The organism is Mannheimia massilioguelmaensis, from assembly GCF_000940515.1.
Lineage (GTDB): Bacteria > Pseudomonadota > Gammaproteobacteria > Enterobacterales > Pasteurellaceae > Basfia > Basfia bettyae.
Map to the genome: position 1 here is coordinate 276,424 of NZ_CDQL01000005.1, position 12,611 is coordinate 289,034.

General features: G+C 40.1%; 15 protein-coding genes. 14 read left to right on the forward strand and 1 reads right to left on the reverse strand.

From position 1 onward, the window contains the following. Positions 1-49: 49 nt before the first annotated feature. From tnpA (BN1226_RS04490) to hda, 12 genes are all read left to right on the forward strand, one after another. Entirely contained in the window at positions 50-493 is a 444-nt protein-coding gene (tnpA, locus tag BN1226_RS04490; RefSeq protein ID WP_044470171.1) for an IS200/IS605 family transposase, read from the forward strand. 126 nt (positions 494-619) lie between these two features. Continuing rightward, a complete protein-coding gene (gene hisB, locus BN1226_RS04495; protein WP_044470172.1) occupies positions 620-1,708 on the forward strand; it encodes a bifunctional histidinol-phosphatase/imidazoleglycerol-phosphate dehydratase HisB in 1,089 nt (362 codons plus the stop codon). Between the two features lie 108 nt (positions 1,709-1,816). Then, positions 1,817-2,626 (forward strand): TIR domain-containing protein, encoded by an 810-nt coding sequence (locus BN1226_RS04500; protein WP_044470173.1) that lies wholly within the window; start codon positions 1,817-1,819, stop codon positions 2,624-2,626. 10 nt (positions 2,627-2,636) lie between these two features. Then, the gene (hisH, locus tag BN1226_RS04505; protein WP_044470174.1) at positions 2,637-3,230 is read left to right on the forward strand and encodes an imidazole glycerol phosphate synthase subunit HisH; all 594 of its coding nucleotides are present in this window, start codon (positions 2,637-2,639) and stop codon (positions 3,228-3,230) included. Between the two features lie 143 nt (positions 3,231-3,373). Then, positions 3,374-3,829 (forward strand): transposase, encoded by a 456-nt coding sequence (locus BN1226_RS04510; RefSeq protein WP_044470175.1) that lies wholly within the window; start codon positions 3,374-3,376, stop codon positions 3,827-3,829. A gap of 70 nt (positions 3,830-3,899) precedes the next feature. After that, entirely contained in the window at positions 3,900-4,649 is a 750-nt protein-coding gene (gene hisA, locus BN1226_RS04515; RefSeq protein WP_044470176.1) for a 1-(5-phosphoribosyl)-5-[(5-phosphoribosylamino)methylideneamino]imidazole-4-carboxamide isomerase, read from the forward strand. Then, positions 4,631-5,404, forward strand: coding sequence for an imidazole glycerol phosphate synthase subunit HisF (hisF, locus tag BN1226_RS04520; RefSeq protein WP_044470177.1), 774 nt, complete (start codon positions 4,631-4,633; stop codon positions 5,402-5,404). The genes hisA and hisF overlap by 19 nt, the downstream gene beginning before the upstream one ends. 70 nt (positions 5,405-5,474) lie before the next feature. Next, the gene (tnpA, locus tag BN1226_RS04525) at positions 5,475-5,930 is read left to right on the forward strand and encodes an IS200/IS605 family transposase (protein ID WP_044470178.1); all 456 of its coding nucleotides are present in this window, start codon (positions 5,475-5,477) and stop codon (positions 5,928-5,930) included. Positions 5,931-5,994: 64 nt separating this feature from the next. Then, positions 5,995-6,633, forward strand: coding sequence for a bifunctional phosphoribosyl-AMP cyclohydrolase/phosphoribosyl-ATP diphosphatase HisIE (gene hisIE / locus BN1226_RS04530; RefSeq protein WP_044470179.1), 639 nt, complete (start codon positions 5,995-5,997; stop codon positions 6,631-6,633). 152 nt (positions 6,634-6,785) lie between these two features. Then, positions 6,786-7,412 (forward strand): uracil phosphoribosyltransferase, encoded by a 627-nt coding sequence (gene upp / locus BN1226_RS04535; RefSeq protein ID WP_005761838.1) that lies wholly within the window; start codon positions 6,786-6,788, stop codon positions 7,410-7,412. 42 nt (positions 7,413-7,454) lie between these two features. Continuing rightward, positions 7,455-8,699 (forward strand): nucleobase:cation symporter-2 family protein, encoded by a 1,245-nt coding sequence (locus tag BN1226_RS04540; protein WP_044470180.1) that lies wholly within the window; start codon positions 7,455-7,457, stop codon positions 8,697-8,699. Positions 8,700-8,784: 85 nt separating this feature from the next. Beyond that, a complete protein-coding gene (gene hda, locus BN1226_RS04545; RefSeq protein ID WP_044470181.1) occupies positions 8,785-9,483 on the forward strand; it encodes a DnaA inactivator Hda in 699 nt (232 codons plus the stop codon). A gap of 85 nt (positions 9,484-9,568) precedes the next feature. Here the strand turns inward: hda and rdgC are convergent, their stop codons facing one another. Next, the gene (rdgC, locus tag BN1226_RS04550; protein WP_044470182.1) at positions 9,569-10,477 is read right to left on the reverse strand and encodes a recombination-associated protein RdgC; all 909 of its coding nucleotides are present in this window, start codon (positions 10,475-10,477) and stop codon (positions 9,569-9,571) included. Between the two features lie 129 nt (positions 10,478-10,606). Here rdgC and proC point away from each other — a divergent pair, with 129 nt between their 5' ends. Continuing rightward, entirely contained in the window at positions 10,607-11,422 is an 816-nt protein-coding gene (proC, locus tag BN1226_RS04555; RefSeq protein WP_044470183.1) for a pyrroline-5-carboxylate reductase, read from the forward strand. Next, positions 11,422-12,582, forward strand: a complete 1,161-nt coding sequence (locus BN1226_RS04560; protein ID WP_044470184.1) for a 3-phenylpropionate MFS transporter — start codon at positions 11,422-11,424, stop codon at positions 12,580-12,582. Before proC ends, BN1226_RS04560 begins: the two co-directional genes overlap by 1 nt. Positions 12,583-12,611 lie beyond the last annotated feature (29 nt).

The following is a 12,611-nucleotide window of genomic DNA, read 5'->3' on the forward strand; positions in this document are numbered from 1 at the left end:
GATTAAGGAACCTTGCATGGTTCGTATGGCGTTCTAGTGTGAGGCATAAATGAGTTACACAAAATTATACTACCATATTGTTTTCCGCACTTTACAAAGTGTTCCAGCGATTAAAGAGGAAAACGAAAAAGAACTGTATCAATATATTTGGGGATTTTGTCAGCAACAAAAATGCACGCTCCACCGTATTAACGGTATGCCTGATCATTTGCATTTGCTAGTAGAAATCCATCCCAGTATAGCGGTGTCTGATTTTGTGAAACAGCTGAAAAATGCCAGCCATAAATGGCTTGAACGGCATAGCAATCTTTTTCCTGATTTTTATGCTCGGTCAAAAGGCTATTGTGCTTTAACTTACAGCGAACATGAAATTGAGAAAATTATTAATTATATTAAGGGGCAGAAAGAACATCATAAATCTATTGATTTTAATGCTGAAATGAGAATGCTTTTTCCTTATATTGATGATGAGTATTTTGAAAGAAATATATGATCTAGGACAAGCTGTCCTAGGCTGAATAAAACTAGCCGCTTTGTGGATGGTTATAATAGAGCTGCAAAGCAGCTCAGATTATTTAACCTAGCACGGCTCGTGCTGGGATAATAACAGGAGTAAAAAATGCAACCAACCCTTTTTATCGACCGTGATGGCACACTGATTGACGAGCCGAAAACCGATTTCCAAATTGACAGCCTTGAAAAGCTGAAATTTGAGCCGAATGTGATTCCTGCTCTGCTGAAACTCAAACACAAATACCGTTTTGTGATGGTGTCTAACCAAGACGGTTTAGGCACGAGTTCTTTTCCGCAGGCGGATTTTGACAAACCGCACAATGCGATGATGGCGTTATTCAACTCGCAAGGCATTGAATTTGATGAGGTTTTGATTTGTCCGCACAAGCCGGAGGACGGCTGCGATTGCCGTAAACCGCACACCAAATTGCTGCAAAAATATATTGATCGTGAGCTGTTTGACCCAGCCCAAAGTTTCGTAATTGGCGACCGTGCCACCGATGTACAACTGGCGGAAAATCTGGGCATTCGTGCCTTGCAATATCACCCCGAAAAACTGAATTGGGATTTGATTGCGGAAAAATTGCTTGGCGAAAGCGTCACCAACCACGGCAACCGCACGCCACGCTATGCCGAAGTGGTTCGCAAAACCAAAGAAACCGACATCAAAGTGCAAGTGTGGCTGGACGAAACGGGCGTGAACGAAATCAGCACAGGCGTGGGCTTTTTCGACCATATGCTCGACCAAATCGCCACCCACGGCGGTTTTAGAATGAACATTACCACCAAAGGCGACCTGTGGATTGACGAGCATCACACCGTGGAAGACACCGCCCTCGCCCTCGGCACCGCCTTAAAACAAGCGATTGGCGATAAACGCGGCATCGCTCGCTTCGGCTTCGTGCTACCGATGGACGAATGCAAAGCCGAATGTGCAATGGATTTATCGGGCAGACCGTTCATCAAGTTCAAAGCCGAATTCAAACGCGACAAAGTGGGCGATTTCAGCACCGAACTGACCGAGCATTTCTTCCAATCCATCGCTTTCACAATGCTCGCCACCCTGCACCTAAAAGCCAAAGGCGACAACGACCACCACAAAATCGAAAGTCTGTTTAAAGTGTTCGGCAGAACGCTCAGACAAGCGATTCGGATTGAAGGGGATGCGTTGCCGAGTTCGAAAGGGGTTTTATAATTAAATGTAGGTGCGTGCGTCGCACGCCCGAAAAAAGTGCGGTTAGTTTTTGTAAAGTTTTTTGGGGAATTGACCGCTTGTATTTTATATCAAAGTGAGGAATATTTCATGGATAGTAAAATTCAGATAGTTGAGAACTTGATTTCTGAAGGAGAAAAATTTAATTTCAGAAATTTTTGTATTCCTAGGGATAATATGATGTATGGAGGAAAAGCCACTCCTAATTGGAGAACATTTGTACAAAGAACAAATAATATTGTAAAAGAAAATTTATCCGATACATCGCCAGCTGTTCATTTAGTTAATATAGCAATACAAACTAGAACCAATGGCAATGGTCAAGATACATTTGAGTTAGTAAAAACAAATCTGATCACAGCATTAAGACAATTACTTGGTGCATTACAGAATGATGTTTATGGTGAGTTAAGGAAGGAACAAAGTACAGCATCTTTCCCAACACTATCTAACAAAGTATTTATCGTTCATGGGCATGATGAAAAATTAAAATTAGATGTAGAACGTTTTGTTCATGAAATAGGTTTAATCCCTATTGTTCTTCATAGACAGACAAATGAAGGTCAGACAATTATTGAAAAGTTCGAAAAAAATAGTGATGTTGGTTTTGCATTTATTTTATTGACCCCAGATGAAATTAGTTACACAGTCGATCAAAAAGATAAATCAGATAGTGAAAGAAAAGTTGAATTTCGAGCCAGGCCAAATGTGATTTTTGAATTTGGATATTTTGTTGGAAAATTAGGCAGAGGTCGAGTTTGCTGCCTTTTGAAAGGAAATATAGAAGTTCCTAGCGATGTTAGTGGGGTTGTATATCATAAAATTGATAATAATCTTGAAGAAAAAGCATTTTCTATTATCAAGGAATTAAAAGCTGTAGGCTATCAAATAAAAATGTAAGAGAAAGTAAATGACCAACCTAATCATCATCGACACAGGCTGTGCCAACCTGTCTTCGGTCAAATTCGCCTTTGACCGCCTTGGTATTCGTTCTGAGATCTCTCGTGATCTCGGCAAAATCCAATCTGCTGACAAACTGCTGTTGCCCGGTGTGGGTACAGCGATTGCAGCGATGAAAAATTTACAGGATCGCCAGCTGATTGAAACCATTCAAAACGCTACCCAACCAATGCTTGGCATTTGCTTGGGAATGCAGCTGATGACCGAATTTTCCACCGAAGGCAATGTGGAAACGCTAAGCCTGATGAGTGGCAAAACTGATTTGCTACCAAACACAGGCTTGCCGCTGCCGCATATGGGCTGGAATAAGGTTAATTACACCAAAGATCACCCACTTTTCCACGGCATTGAACAAGACAGCCATTTCTATTTTGTGCATAGTTATGGCGTGCTGCCGAATGAAAATACGATTGCGACTTGCAATTACGGCGTGGATTTTTCAGCGGCGATTGCAAGCAAAAACTTCTACGGCGTACAGTTCCACCCAGAGCGTTCTGGGGCGGCTGGGGCGAAATTATTGCGGAATTTTGTGGAGAATGTTTAATTTTGCGATCTTGATCGAGAAATTGAGATTGGTTTCTTGCCTAATTTTCCCCAAAGGGGAAAAATTCAAGCCTAGGGTAACAAGTTCCCCTAGGTTAAGCATAATACAGCCCCTTTGGGGCTATTCATTAGGCATTATAAACAATGAGCTACACTCGCTTGATTTATCACATTATTTTTCGCACCAAGCACGGCACATATGCCATTTGTGAAGAACACGAAGCAATTCTGTATCGCTATATTTGGGGTTTTGTGCGTGAGCATCATTCCATTTTGCACCGTATCAACGGAATGCCTGATCATCTTCATTTATTGGTAGAAATTAATCAGAGTTTTTCGGTAGCAGAGTTTGTCGGGAAGTTAAAAAGAGCAAGCCATTTGTTTTTGGATAAACATAAAGATTTATTTCCTGATTTTACCGAATGGGCGGTGGGTTATTGTGCTTTGACTTATTGCGAGCGGGATAAATTAAAAATTCTCAATTCCATCAAGAAACAAAAAGCACATCACAAAACGCAAACATTTAAAGACGAAATCCGATTTTTATTGGCTGAAACAGGCATTGAAATCAACAACGAATATTTTGACAAACACATTTAATTGTCCCAACGGGACAACATTATACTTAACCTAGGGTAGCTCGCTACCCTAGGCACAGAGAAGGAAACTTATGAAACACTCAATCATCATCCCCGCCCTTGACCTGATTAACGGTCAAGTGGTGCGGTTACATCAGGGCGATTACGCCAAGCAGACCACTTACAGCGATGATCCGATTTCGCAGTTTGCCGATTATTTGGCACAAGGGGCGGAGCAGTTGCATTTGGTCGATCTCACGGGGGCGAAGGATCCTGCCCAAAGACAGACCGCACTTATCGGCAACATTATTGCGGCGACGAAGTGCAAAATCCAAGTGGGCGGCGGTATCCGTAGCGAAAAAGATGTGACGGATCTGCTTGCCGTAGGGGCGAACCGTGTGGTGATTGGTTCAACCGCAGTGAAACAGCCTGAAATGGTGAAAGGCTGGTTTGAAAAATACGGTGCGGAGAAATTCGTGCTGGCGTTGGATGTGAATATCAACGCAAGCGGTGAAAAAATCATTGCGATTAGCGGCTGGCAAGAAGCAAGCGGTGTATCGTTGGAAGCTCTGATTGACGATTATCAAGCGGTCGGTTTGCAGCACGTTTTATGCACTGATATTTCCCGAGATGGCACGCTGGCTGGTTCCAATGTGGATTTATATAAAGAAATTTGTGCGAAATACCCTGAAATCCACTTCCAATCATCGGGTGGTATCGGCTCACTTGACGACATCAAAGCGTTAAAAGGTACAGGCGTGGCAGGCGTGATTGTGGGGCGTGCTTTGTTGGAAGGTAAATTTAATGTGGCGGAGGCTATAGAATGTTGGCAAAACGGATAATTCCTTGTTTAGATGTTAGGGACGGGCAGGTGGTGAAAGGCGTGCAGTTCCGCAACCACGAAATTATCGGCGACATCGTGCCACTTGCCGCCCGTTATGCGGAAGAAGGGGCGGACGAGCTGGTGTTTTACGACATCACCGCGTCATCAGACGGTCGCACCGTGGATAAAAGCTGGGTGGAGCGTGTGGCTCAGGTCATTGATATTCCGTTTTGCGTAGCAGGTGGCATTAAAACCATCGCCGATGCGGAGCAGATTTTCGCTTTCGGGGCGGATAAAATTTCTATCAATTCGCCTGCCCTTGCGGATCCTGATTTAATCAGCCGTTTGGCGGATCGTTTCGGTGTGCAGGCGATTGTGGTGGGCATTGACAGCTGGTTTGAGAAAGAAACGGGCAAATATTGGGTTAATCAATACACCGGCGATGAAAGCCGCACCCATCAAACTCACTGGCAGTTGCTCGATTGGGTGCAGGAAGTGCAAAAGCGTGGAGCAGGCGAAATCGTGCTGAATATGATGAACCAAGACGGCGTGCGTAACGGCTACGATCTTGTGCAGCTGAAAAAAGTGCGTGAAGTGTGTAATGTCCCGCTTATCGCCTCAGGCGGAGCGGGCGAAATGGTGCATTTCCGTGATGCTTTTATGGAAGCAAATGTGGATGGGGCATTGGCGGCTAGTGTGTTTCATAAGCGGATTATTGATATTCAGGAGTTGAAGGATTATTTAGTGAAAGAGGGTGTTGAAGTTCGTCGCTAATACCGACAGCGACTTTGTCGCAATCGGTTATGCATAATTCGGTGGCTTTGCCACCCTGTTAGGAAAGAAAATGAGTTATACAAGATTACTCTATCATATTGTTTTTCGGACTAAATATGGTGAGCCAACAATCGTAGAAGAACACGAAGCAATGTTGTATCGCTATATTTGGGGTTATGTGCAAGAACAAAATGCGGTGCTTTACCGAATTAATGGAATGCCAGATCATTTGCAGTTGTTTGTTGAATTGAAAGCCACGACCAATGTCGCAGATTTTGTGAAGCATTTGAAAAATAGTACTCATTTATTTTTAGAACGACATCGTAAGTATTTCCCCGATTTTTATGCGTGGTCAAAAGGTTATTGTGCTTTAACTTATAGCCAACGAGAAAAAGACAAAATTATCAATTACATAAAAAATCAAAAAGCACATCATCAAAGCCAAAATTTCGTTGATGAAATTAAATTTTTATTGATGGATTATGGTATTGAATATAATGAAGTGTATTTTGAACGAAATTTATAGGTGGCAAAGCCACCTAATTATGCGTAACCCAGTACGGCTTGCCGTGCTGGGAAAAGGAAAAAATATGCAAAACAAAATAAACTGGCAAAAAATAGACGGTTTACTCCCCGTTATCGTGCAAAATATCCACACTTGCGAAGTGCTCATGCTTGGCTATATGAATGCGGAAGCATTGGAAAAAACACTGAATGAAAAACGGGTGACTTTCTACTCCCGCACCAAACAACGCCTTTGGACGAAAGGGGAAACTTCAGGGCATTTTTTGAATATGGTGGATATGAGCTTGGACTGTGATAACGACACCCTGCTGATTCTTTCCGACCCCATCGGTGAAACCTGCCACACGGGGGCGGAGAGCTGTTTCCATCAGTTTGAGCAAGAACAGCCTGATTGGATCTTTTTCAGTAAATTAGAACGAATGATCGCCGAACGCAAAAATGCCGATCCCGAAAGTTCTTACACCGCCAAACTTTACGCCAAAGGTACGCACAAAATTGCCCAAAAAGTGGGGGAAGAAGCGGTGGAATCCGTGATTGCGGCAATGGCGAATGACAAGGAAGAGTTAATCGGCGAAGTAGCGGATTTGGCGTATCATCTCACGGTGTTGTTGCATAATGCCGATCTCTCGTGGGCAGACGTGAATGCGAAGTTGAAAGCACGCCACAAAGGGATTGGACTGCACCCTGAGGGTTCAAATAAATAAAGATTGTGTTATCGTTTTCTAAAGTGCGGTATAAATTTTAAAAATTTATACCGCACTTTAATCTTTTTTATCGAGAAGATATTGAATGTCGTTCTCTTTCATTTTAAAATCAGTCAATTTGACCAAAATAATCAAAAAAAGGGAGCATAAATATGAAACTTGTAGAAGTTAAACATCCTCTAGTCAAACATAAACTCGGTTTAATGCGTGCAGCTGAAGTCAGCACAAAACATTTCCGTGAGTTAGCGACAGAAGTGGGTAGTTTATTAACTTATGAAGCAACTTCTGATCTTGAAACTGAAACGGTAATTATCGAGGGTTGGAATGGGCCAGTTGAAGTTCAGCGAATTAAAGGTAAAAAGGTTACGGTGGTACCAATTTTACGTGCAGGTCTTGGTATGATGGATGGTGTGTTAGAACATATTCCGAGTGCGCGTATCAGTGTTGTGGGTATGTATCGTGATGAAGAAACTTTAGAACCTGTTCCTTACTTCCAAAAATTAGCCAGTGATATTGAAGAACGTTTGGCCATCGTGGTTGACCCGATGTTAGCAACTGGTGGTTCAATGATTGCGACTATTGATTTATTAAAACAAAAAGGTTGTAAAAATATTAAAGTATTGGTTTTAGTGGCAGCGCCTGAAGGTCTTAAAGCATTAGAAGCAGCACACCCAGATATTGAAGTTTATACCGCATCAATTGATAGTCATTTAAATAAAGATGGTTATATCATTCCTGGTTTAGGTGATGCTGGCGATAAGATTTTTGGTACTAAATAATTTATTTTTTAAAGTTAATTTAATCTGAGAGTTAAAACTTATATGAAAAATCAAACTATTACTCCCTTAGAGATCCAAAGTAAGGGAAAACAGGCTTTCGTTGGCTTACAGATGTTATTTGTTGCTTTCGGAGCATTAGTGTTAGTGCCTCTTATTACAGGCTTAAATTCAAATACAGCGTTATTAACAGCTGGTGTTGGTACATTACTCTTTCAACTTTGTACTAAAAAACAAGTCCCTATTTTTCTCGCATCTTCCTTCGCATTTATTGCTCCTATCCAATATGGTATCCAAACTTGGGGTGTAGCAACCACAATGGGCGGTCTCGCTTGTACAGGGTTTGTTTATTTTGCCTTAAGTTTATTAGTGAAATTGCGTGGTGCAGAAGCTTTACAACGGTTTTTCCCTCCTGTTGTTGTGGGGCCTGTGATTATTATTATCGGCATGGGATTAGCACCTGTTGCAGTGAATATGGCATTAGCTCAAGATGGTAGTTACCAATATACAGATGCTGTTTTGGTTTCTATGGCGACATTGTTAACAACATTGATTGTAGCGGTATTTGGTAGAGGAATGATGAAGTTGATTCCAATTATGTTTGGAATTTTGGTCGGCTATATCATTTGTTTATTCAAAGGGCTAATTAACTTTCAACCCGTATTGGACGCGCCTTGGTTTAGTTTACCGACCTTTACTACTCCTGAATTTCATTTAGAAGCCATTTTTTATATGCTGCCTATTGCGATTGCTCCTGCGGTAGAGCATGTGGGTGGAATTATGGCCATTAGTTCAGTGACGGGTAAAGACTTCCTGAAAAAACCTGGATTACATCGCACTTTATTAGGTGATGGTATTGCAACTTCAGCGGCTGCATTAGTCGGAGGCCCACCAAATACCACTTATGCGGAAGTTACAGGTGCGGTTATGCTTACTCGTAATTTCAATCCTAATATCATGACATGGGCGGCAGTATGGGCGATTGCAATTTCATTCTGCGGTAAAGTCGGGGCATTTTTATCCACAATTCCGACCATTGTAATGGGCGGGATAATGATGTTAGTGTTTGGTTCTATTGCTGTGGTTGGCATGAGTACATTAATTCGTGGTAAAGTGGATGTGACGGAAGCTCGTAATCTTTGTATTATTTCTGTTGTCATGACCTTTGGGATTGGTAATATGTTTGTTAATGTAGGCGATGCTTCTATTAAAGGCATCAGCTTATGCGCTTTAGTGGCAATTATTCTTAATTTGGTATTACCAAAGGCAATCAATCAAGAGATTGATTAAAAGGAAATAAAATAAAGGGGTAAATATTGCGTATTTAGCCCTTTTTCGTTTATTCTAAGCAAGTTTTATTTTTATTTAGCAAGCTATGTTTACTGGACAATTACCTTTACCTATTCATCAAATTGATGATGAGACTTTAGATAACTTCTTTGTAGGTCATAATGAACTTTTAATGGATTCGTTATCTAAAAATTTTGATTCAGTAAAGCAACAATTCTTTTATATTTGGGGCGTTGAAGGCAGTGGAAAAAGCCATTTGCTGAAAGCGGTTTCCAATCATTTCTTATTACAACAAGACTCAGCTATTTATGTGCCTTTGAGTAAATCGCAATATTTTTCTCCTGCCGTGTTAGAAAATTTGGAGAACCAACATGTCGTTTGTTTAGATGATTTACAAGCTGTTGTAGGCAATGAAGAATGGGAATTAGCGATTTTTGATCTTTTTAATCGAATTAAAGAAACGGGTAAATCTTTGCTATTAATTAGCGCTAATCAGTCTCCTACATCACTTGCGATTAAATTGCCTGATTTAGCTTCTCGTTTAACTTGGGGTGAAATTTATCAATTAAAGATGTTTAGCGATGAAGAAAAGAGAGAGATGCTTCAACGTAATGCTCGTGAGCGTGGTATTGAATTACCTGAAGAAACAGCTAATTTTCTTTTAAAACGTCTTGATCGTGATATGCATACTTTATTTGATGCTTTAGCCAAATTAGATAAGGCGTCTTTACAAGCTCAACGTAAGTTGACAATTCCTTTTGTGAAAGAAACCTTGGGCTTGTAATTGAAGGGGAAAATTTTCCAAAATTTGACCGCACTTTGAGCAAAAAGGTGGACTAACAAGCCCACCTTATAAAATTACCCTCAGTTTATAAACGTTGTTTCTCACCACCAAAATCATCAATCAGATTTGCAGTTAATTTTGCCAATTCTCCCGTCATCAGAAGGAAATCCGCATCAAAACGTTGTGCAAAATCTTCTTTTAGAATGTCATCATTTTTCTCTCTGATCATATCAGCGAATTTTAAACGCTTCAAAGTTGCATCATCGTTTAGCACAAATCTAAGATGTTCTTCCCATTCCAAGGCAAGTTTTGTCACAAATTTTCCAGCTTGTAAATGGCTGATAATTTCATCACTATCTAGGGCTTGGTTTTTGCAACGAATAATACCTTTATCGTCACTCGCTTTAAGTTCTGCTTCTTCTAATGGTATCAACCATTGCGGAACTTCTTCTTTCACAATCCAATCTGTCATTATTACAGCAGGCTCATTTGCAAAAGCTAAGGGCACTACAGGTAATGAACCAAGAGATTTACGTAACAATGCTAACACATCTTCCGCACGTTTACTGGAAGCTGTATCCACATAAACTAAGTTAGTTTCAGTATTAATCCAAATTGCCGTTTGTTGATTTTTACTGAATGCTCGGGGTAATAGCACAGAAACCACATCGTCTTTTAATGCTTGTTTTTCAGTTTTTTTCAATTTGCGATTTTCTTTTTCTTCCAAATCATTAATTCGGTTGTCTAATTCACGTTTTATCACATGGCTTGGAATGATTTTTTCTTCTTTATGAGCCACTAAAAGAATCTGTTTATTCACTGAAAAATGCAATAATTCAGAGCCACGTAATGGATTAGTCCAACCAAATTTGCTCATATCTGATTGACCACAAGGATGATATTCACATTGAGCTAAATTTTGTTGTAGTTGATCTTCTGACCAATCTAGATCTTTTGTTAAACGATAAATCATCGCATTTTTAAACCAGTACATTTTGTCCTTAACCTTTATATTGTTTGTAGGGTAGAATAAGCGACATTTTACAGGGATTTATATAAATCGCTTACTTTTTTTCATAAAAGTGCGGTCTTATTTTCAAAAATTTTACTGAAGGTGAAGCTTATGCAACAGAAAATGATAGCATTTATTGGTGGTGGAAATATGGCTCAGGCGATGGTTTTCGGTCTGTTGAATAAAGGCTATCCTGCAAATAAATTAATTGTCTGTGATCGTAATGCACATAAACGTGAATTATTTGCAGAGAAAAATGTGCGAGTGGATTTATCTAATTTAGCTGCGGTGGAGAAAGCAGAAGTCATTGTATTGGCTGTAAAACCGCAAGCGATGGCGGAAACCTGTCGGGCATTAAGTGCGGTAGATTTTAGCCAAAAATTAGTGATTTCCATTGCGGCAGGTATTTCTATTGCACGTATTAGTTCACTTTTACCAACGGCTCAAAGTATTGTTAGAGTTATGCCAAATACACCCGCTTTAGTGTCTGAAGGCATGGCTGGATTATATGGAAAATCCACATTGAGCGAGGAATATCGTCAATTTGCAGAAGCTTTATTGAATGCGGTCGGTGAAACCTACTGGGCAGCAAATGAAGAGGAAATGCACGTGGTTACTGCGGCTTCAGGCTCAAGTCCTGCTTATTTCTTCCTGTTTATGGAAATGATGCAAAAAGCTTTAGTAGAAATGGGTATTTCTGCTGAAAATGCTCGCACTTTAGTTCAACAGTCTGCATTCGGTGCCACAAAAATGGTGGTGAATAACCCACAGCTAGATCTTTCGACTTTACGTGAAAATGTGACCTCAAAAGGTGGTACAACAGCTGCTGCATTGGCTGTATTTAATCAACAACAACTTGAGCAGATAGTTAAACAAGCGATGCAGGCTTGTGTCGCTCGTTCTAAAGAAATGGAAAAATTATTTTAATGACTGTTCGTCCTTTTACTTGGCTAGCGTTGAGCTACTTTGGCTATTATGTGGCTTATGGCGTTACTGTTCCTTTTTTACCTGTATGGTTGAAATCTCAATCTTATGGTGAAGAATTAATTGGTACGGTGATTGCCTCTTCTTATTTATTTCGTTTTATTGGAGGAATTTATTTTCCAAGTTTAGTTAAACGAGTTTCACAGATTTTACCAAGCTTGCGATTACTTGCTTGGGCTACTGTGCTGATGACGTTAATCATCGCCTTTGTAGCAGAAAGTTTTTGGATGATTTTTATTGCAATTGGCTTATTTAGCATGATTAATTCAGCGGGAATGCCTTTAACTGATTCTATGGCTACCACTTGGCAAAGCCAGGTAAAATTAGATTATGGACGGGCAAGATTAATTGGTTCATTGGCTTTTGTTATTGGAGTGACGGTTTTTGGACATCTAATTGGTGCTATTGGTGAGCAATATATTATTTGGATATTAGTTGGCTTATTTACTTTATATAGTGTTGTTCAACTAGTGTCTCCTGAACCTAAACCTCAAGATGAAAAGAAAGTCGAGGCGAAAAGTGCGGTAGGTTTTTTAGAATTATTAAATAATAAAACGCATCTTAGATTAATGATCAGTGCAATGCTTATTCAAGGTTCTCATGCTGCCTATTATGTATATAGTATGATTTATTGGGCAAGTGCAGGCATTCCTGTTGAAACCACCAGTTTATTATGGGGATTAAGTGTTGCTTCAGAAATTCTGTTATTTTTCTTTTCAGGTAAGTTATTTAAACATTGGTCAATCTCCAGTATTTTCTATTTAGCCGCGATAGCTGTAGTCATTCGTTGGGGATTATTTAGCTATGTTGAGGATATTTGGAGTATGGCGATTCTGCAATGTTTGCATAGTATTACCTTTGCAGCCATGCATTATGCTATGGTGCGTTATATTGCTATGCAACCTCGTCATACCATGGTAAGGCTACAATCCCTTTATAGCGGGTTAGCCACTAATGCTGTGGTAGCATTATTTACCTTACTTTCAGGATTAATTTATCCGATTTCAACCCATTGGGTGTTTTTATTAATGATGTTATGTGGAGTTTTTGCGTTATTTGTGATCCCCCGCACTGTAAAAACACATTTGACTTGCTATAATTAACTTCTGTTGAATTGGTTTCATCAGCCTAT

Excerpts from the sequence above, each read along its gene's own strand:
- tnpA (WP_044470171.1), top strand. The coding sequence starts at position 50 with ATGAGTTACACAAAATTATACTACCATATTGTTTTCCGCACTTTACAA.
- hisB (WP_044470172.1), top strand. The coding sequence starts at position 620 with ATGCAACCAACCCTTTTTATCGACCGTGATGGCACACTGATTGACGAG.
- BN1226_RS04500 (WP_044470173.1), top strand. The coding sequence starts at position 1,817 with ATGGATAGTAAAATTCAGATAGTTGAGAACTTGATTTCTGAAGGAGAA.
- hisH (WP_044470174.1), top strand. The coding sequence starts at position 2,637 with ATGACCAACCTAATCATCATCGACACAGGCTGTGCCAACCTGTCTTCG.
- BN1226_RS04510 (WP_044470175.1), top strand. The coding sequence starts at position 3,374 with ATGAGCTACACTCGCTTGATTTATCACATTATTTTTCGCACCAAGCAC.
- hisA (WP_044470176.1), top strand. The coding sequence starts at position 3,900 with ATGAAACACTCAATCATCATCCCCGCCCTTGACCTGATTAACGGTCAA.
- hisF (WP_044470177.1), top strand. The coding sequence starts at position 4,631 with ATGTTGGCAAAACGGATAATTCCTTGTTTAGATGTTAGGGACGGGCAG.
- tnpA (WP_044470178.1), top strand. The coding sequence starts at position 5,475 with ATGAGTTATACAAGATTACTCTATCATATTGTTTTTCGGACTAAATAT.
- hisIE (WP_044470179.1), top strand. The coding sequence starts at position 5,995 with ATGCAAAACAAAATAAACTGGCAAAAAATAGACGGTTTACTCCCCGTT.
- upp (WP_005761838.1), top strand. The coding sequence starts at position 6,786 with ATGAAACTTGTAGAAGTTAAACATCCTCTAGTCAAACATAAACTCGGT.
- BN1226_RS04540 (WP_044470180.1), top strand. The coding sequence starts at position 7,455 with ATGAAAAATCAAACTATTACTCCCTTAGAGATCCAAAGTAAGGGAAAA.
- hda (WP_044470181.1), top strand. The coding sequence starts at position 8,785 with ATGTTTACTGGACAATTACCTTTACCTATTCATCAAATTGATGATGAG.
- rdgC (WP_044470182.1), bottom strand. The coding sequence starts at position 10,477 with ATGTACTGGTTTAAAAATGCGATGATTTATCGTTTAACAAAAGATCTA.
- proC (WP_044470183.1), top strand. The coding sequence starts at position 10,607 with ATGCAACAGAAAATGATAGCATTTATTGGTGGTGGAAATATGGCTCAG.
- BN1226_RS04560 (WP_044470184.1), top strand. The coding sequence starts at position 11,422 with ATGACTGTTCGTCCTTTTACTTGGCTAGCGTTGAGCTACTTTGGCTAT.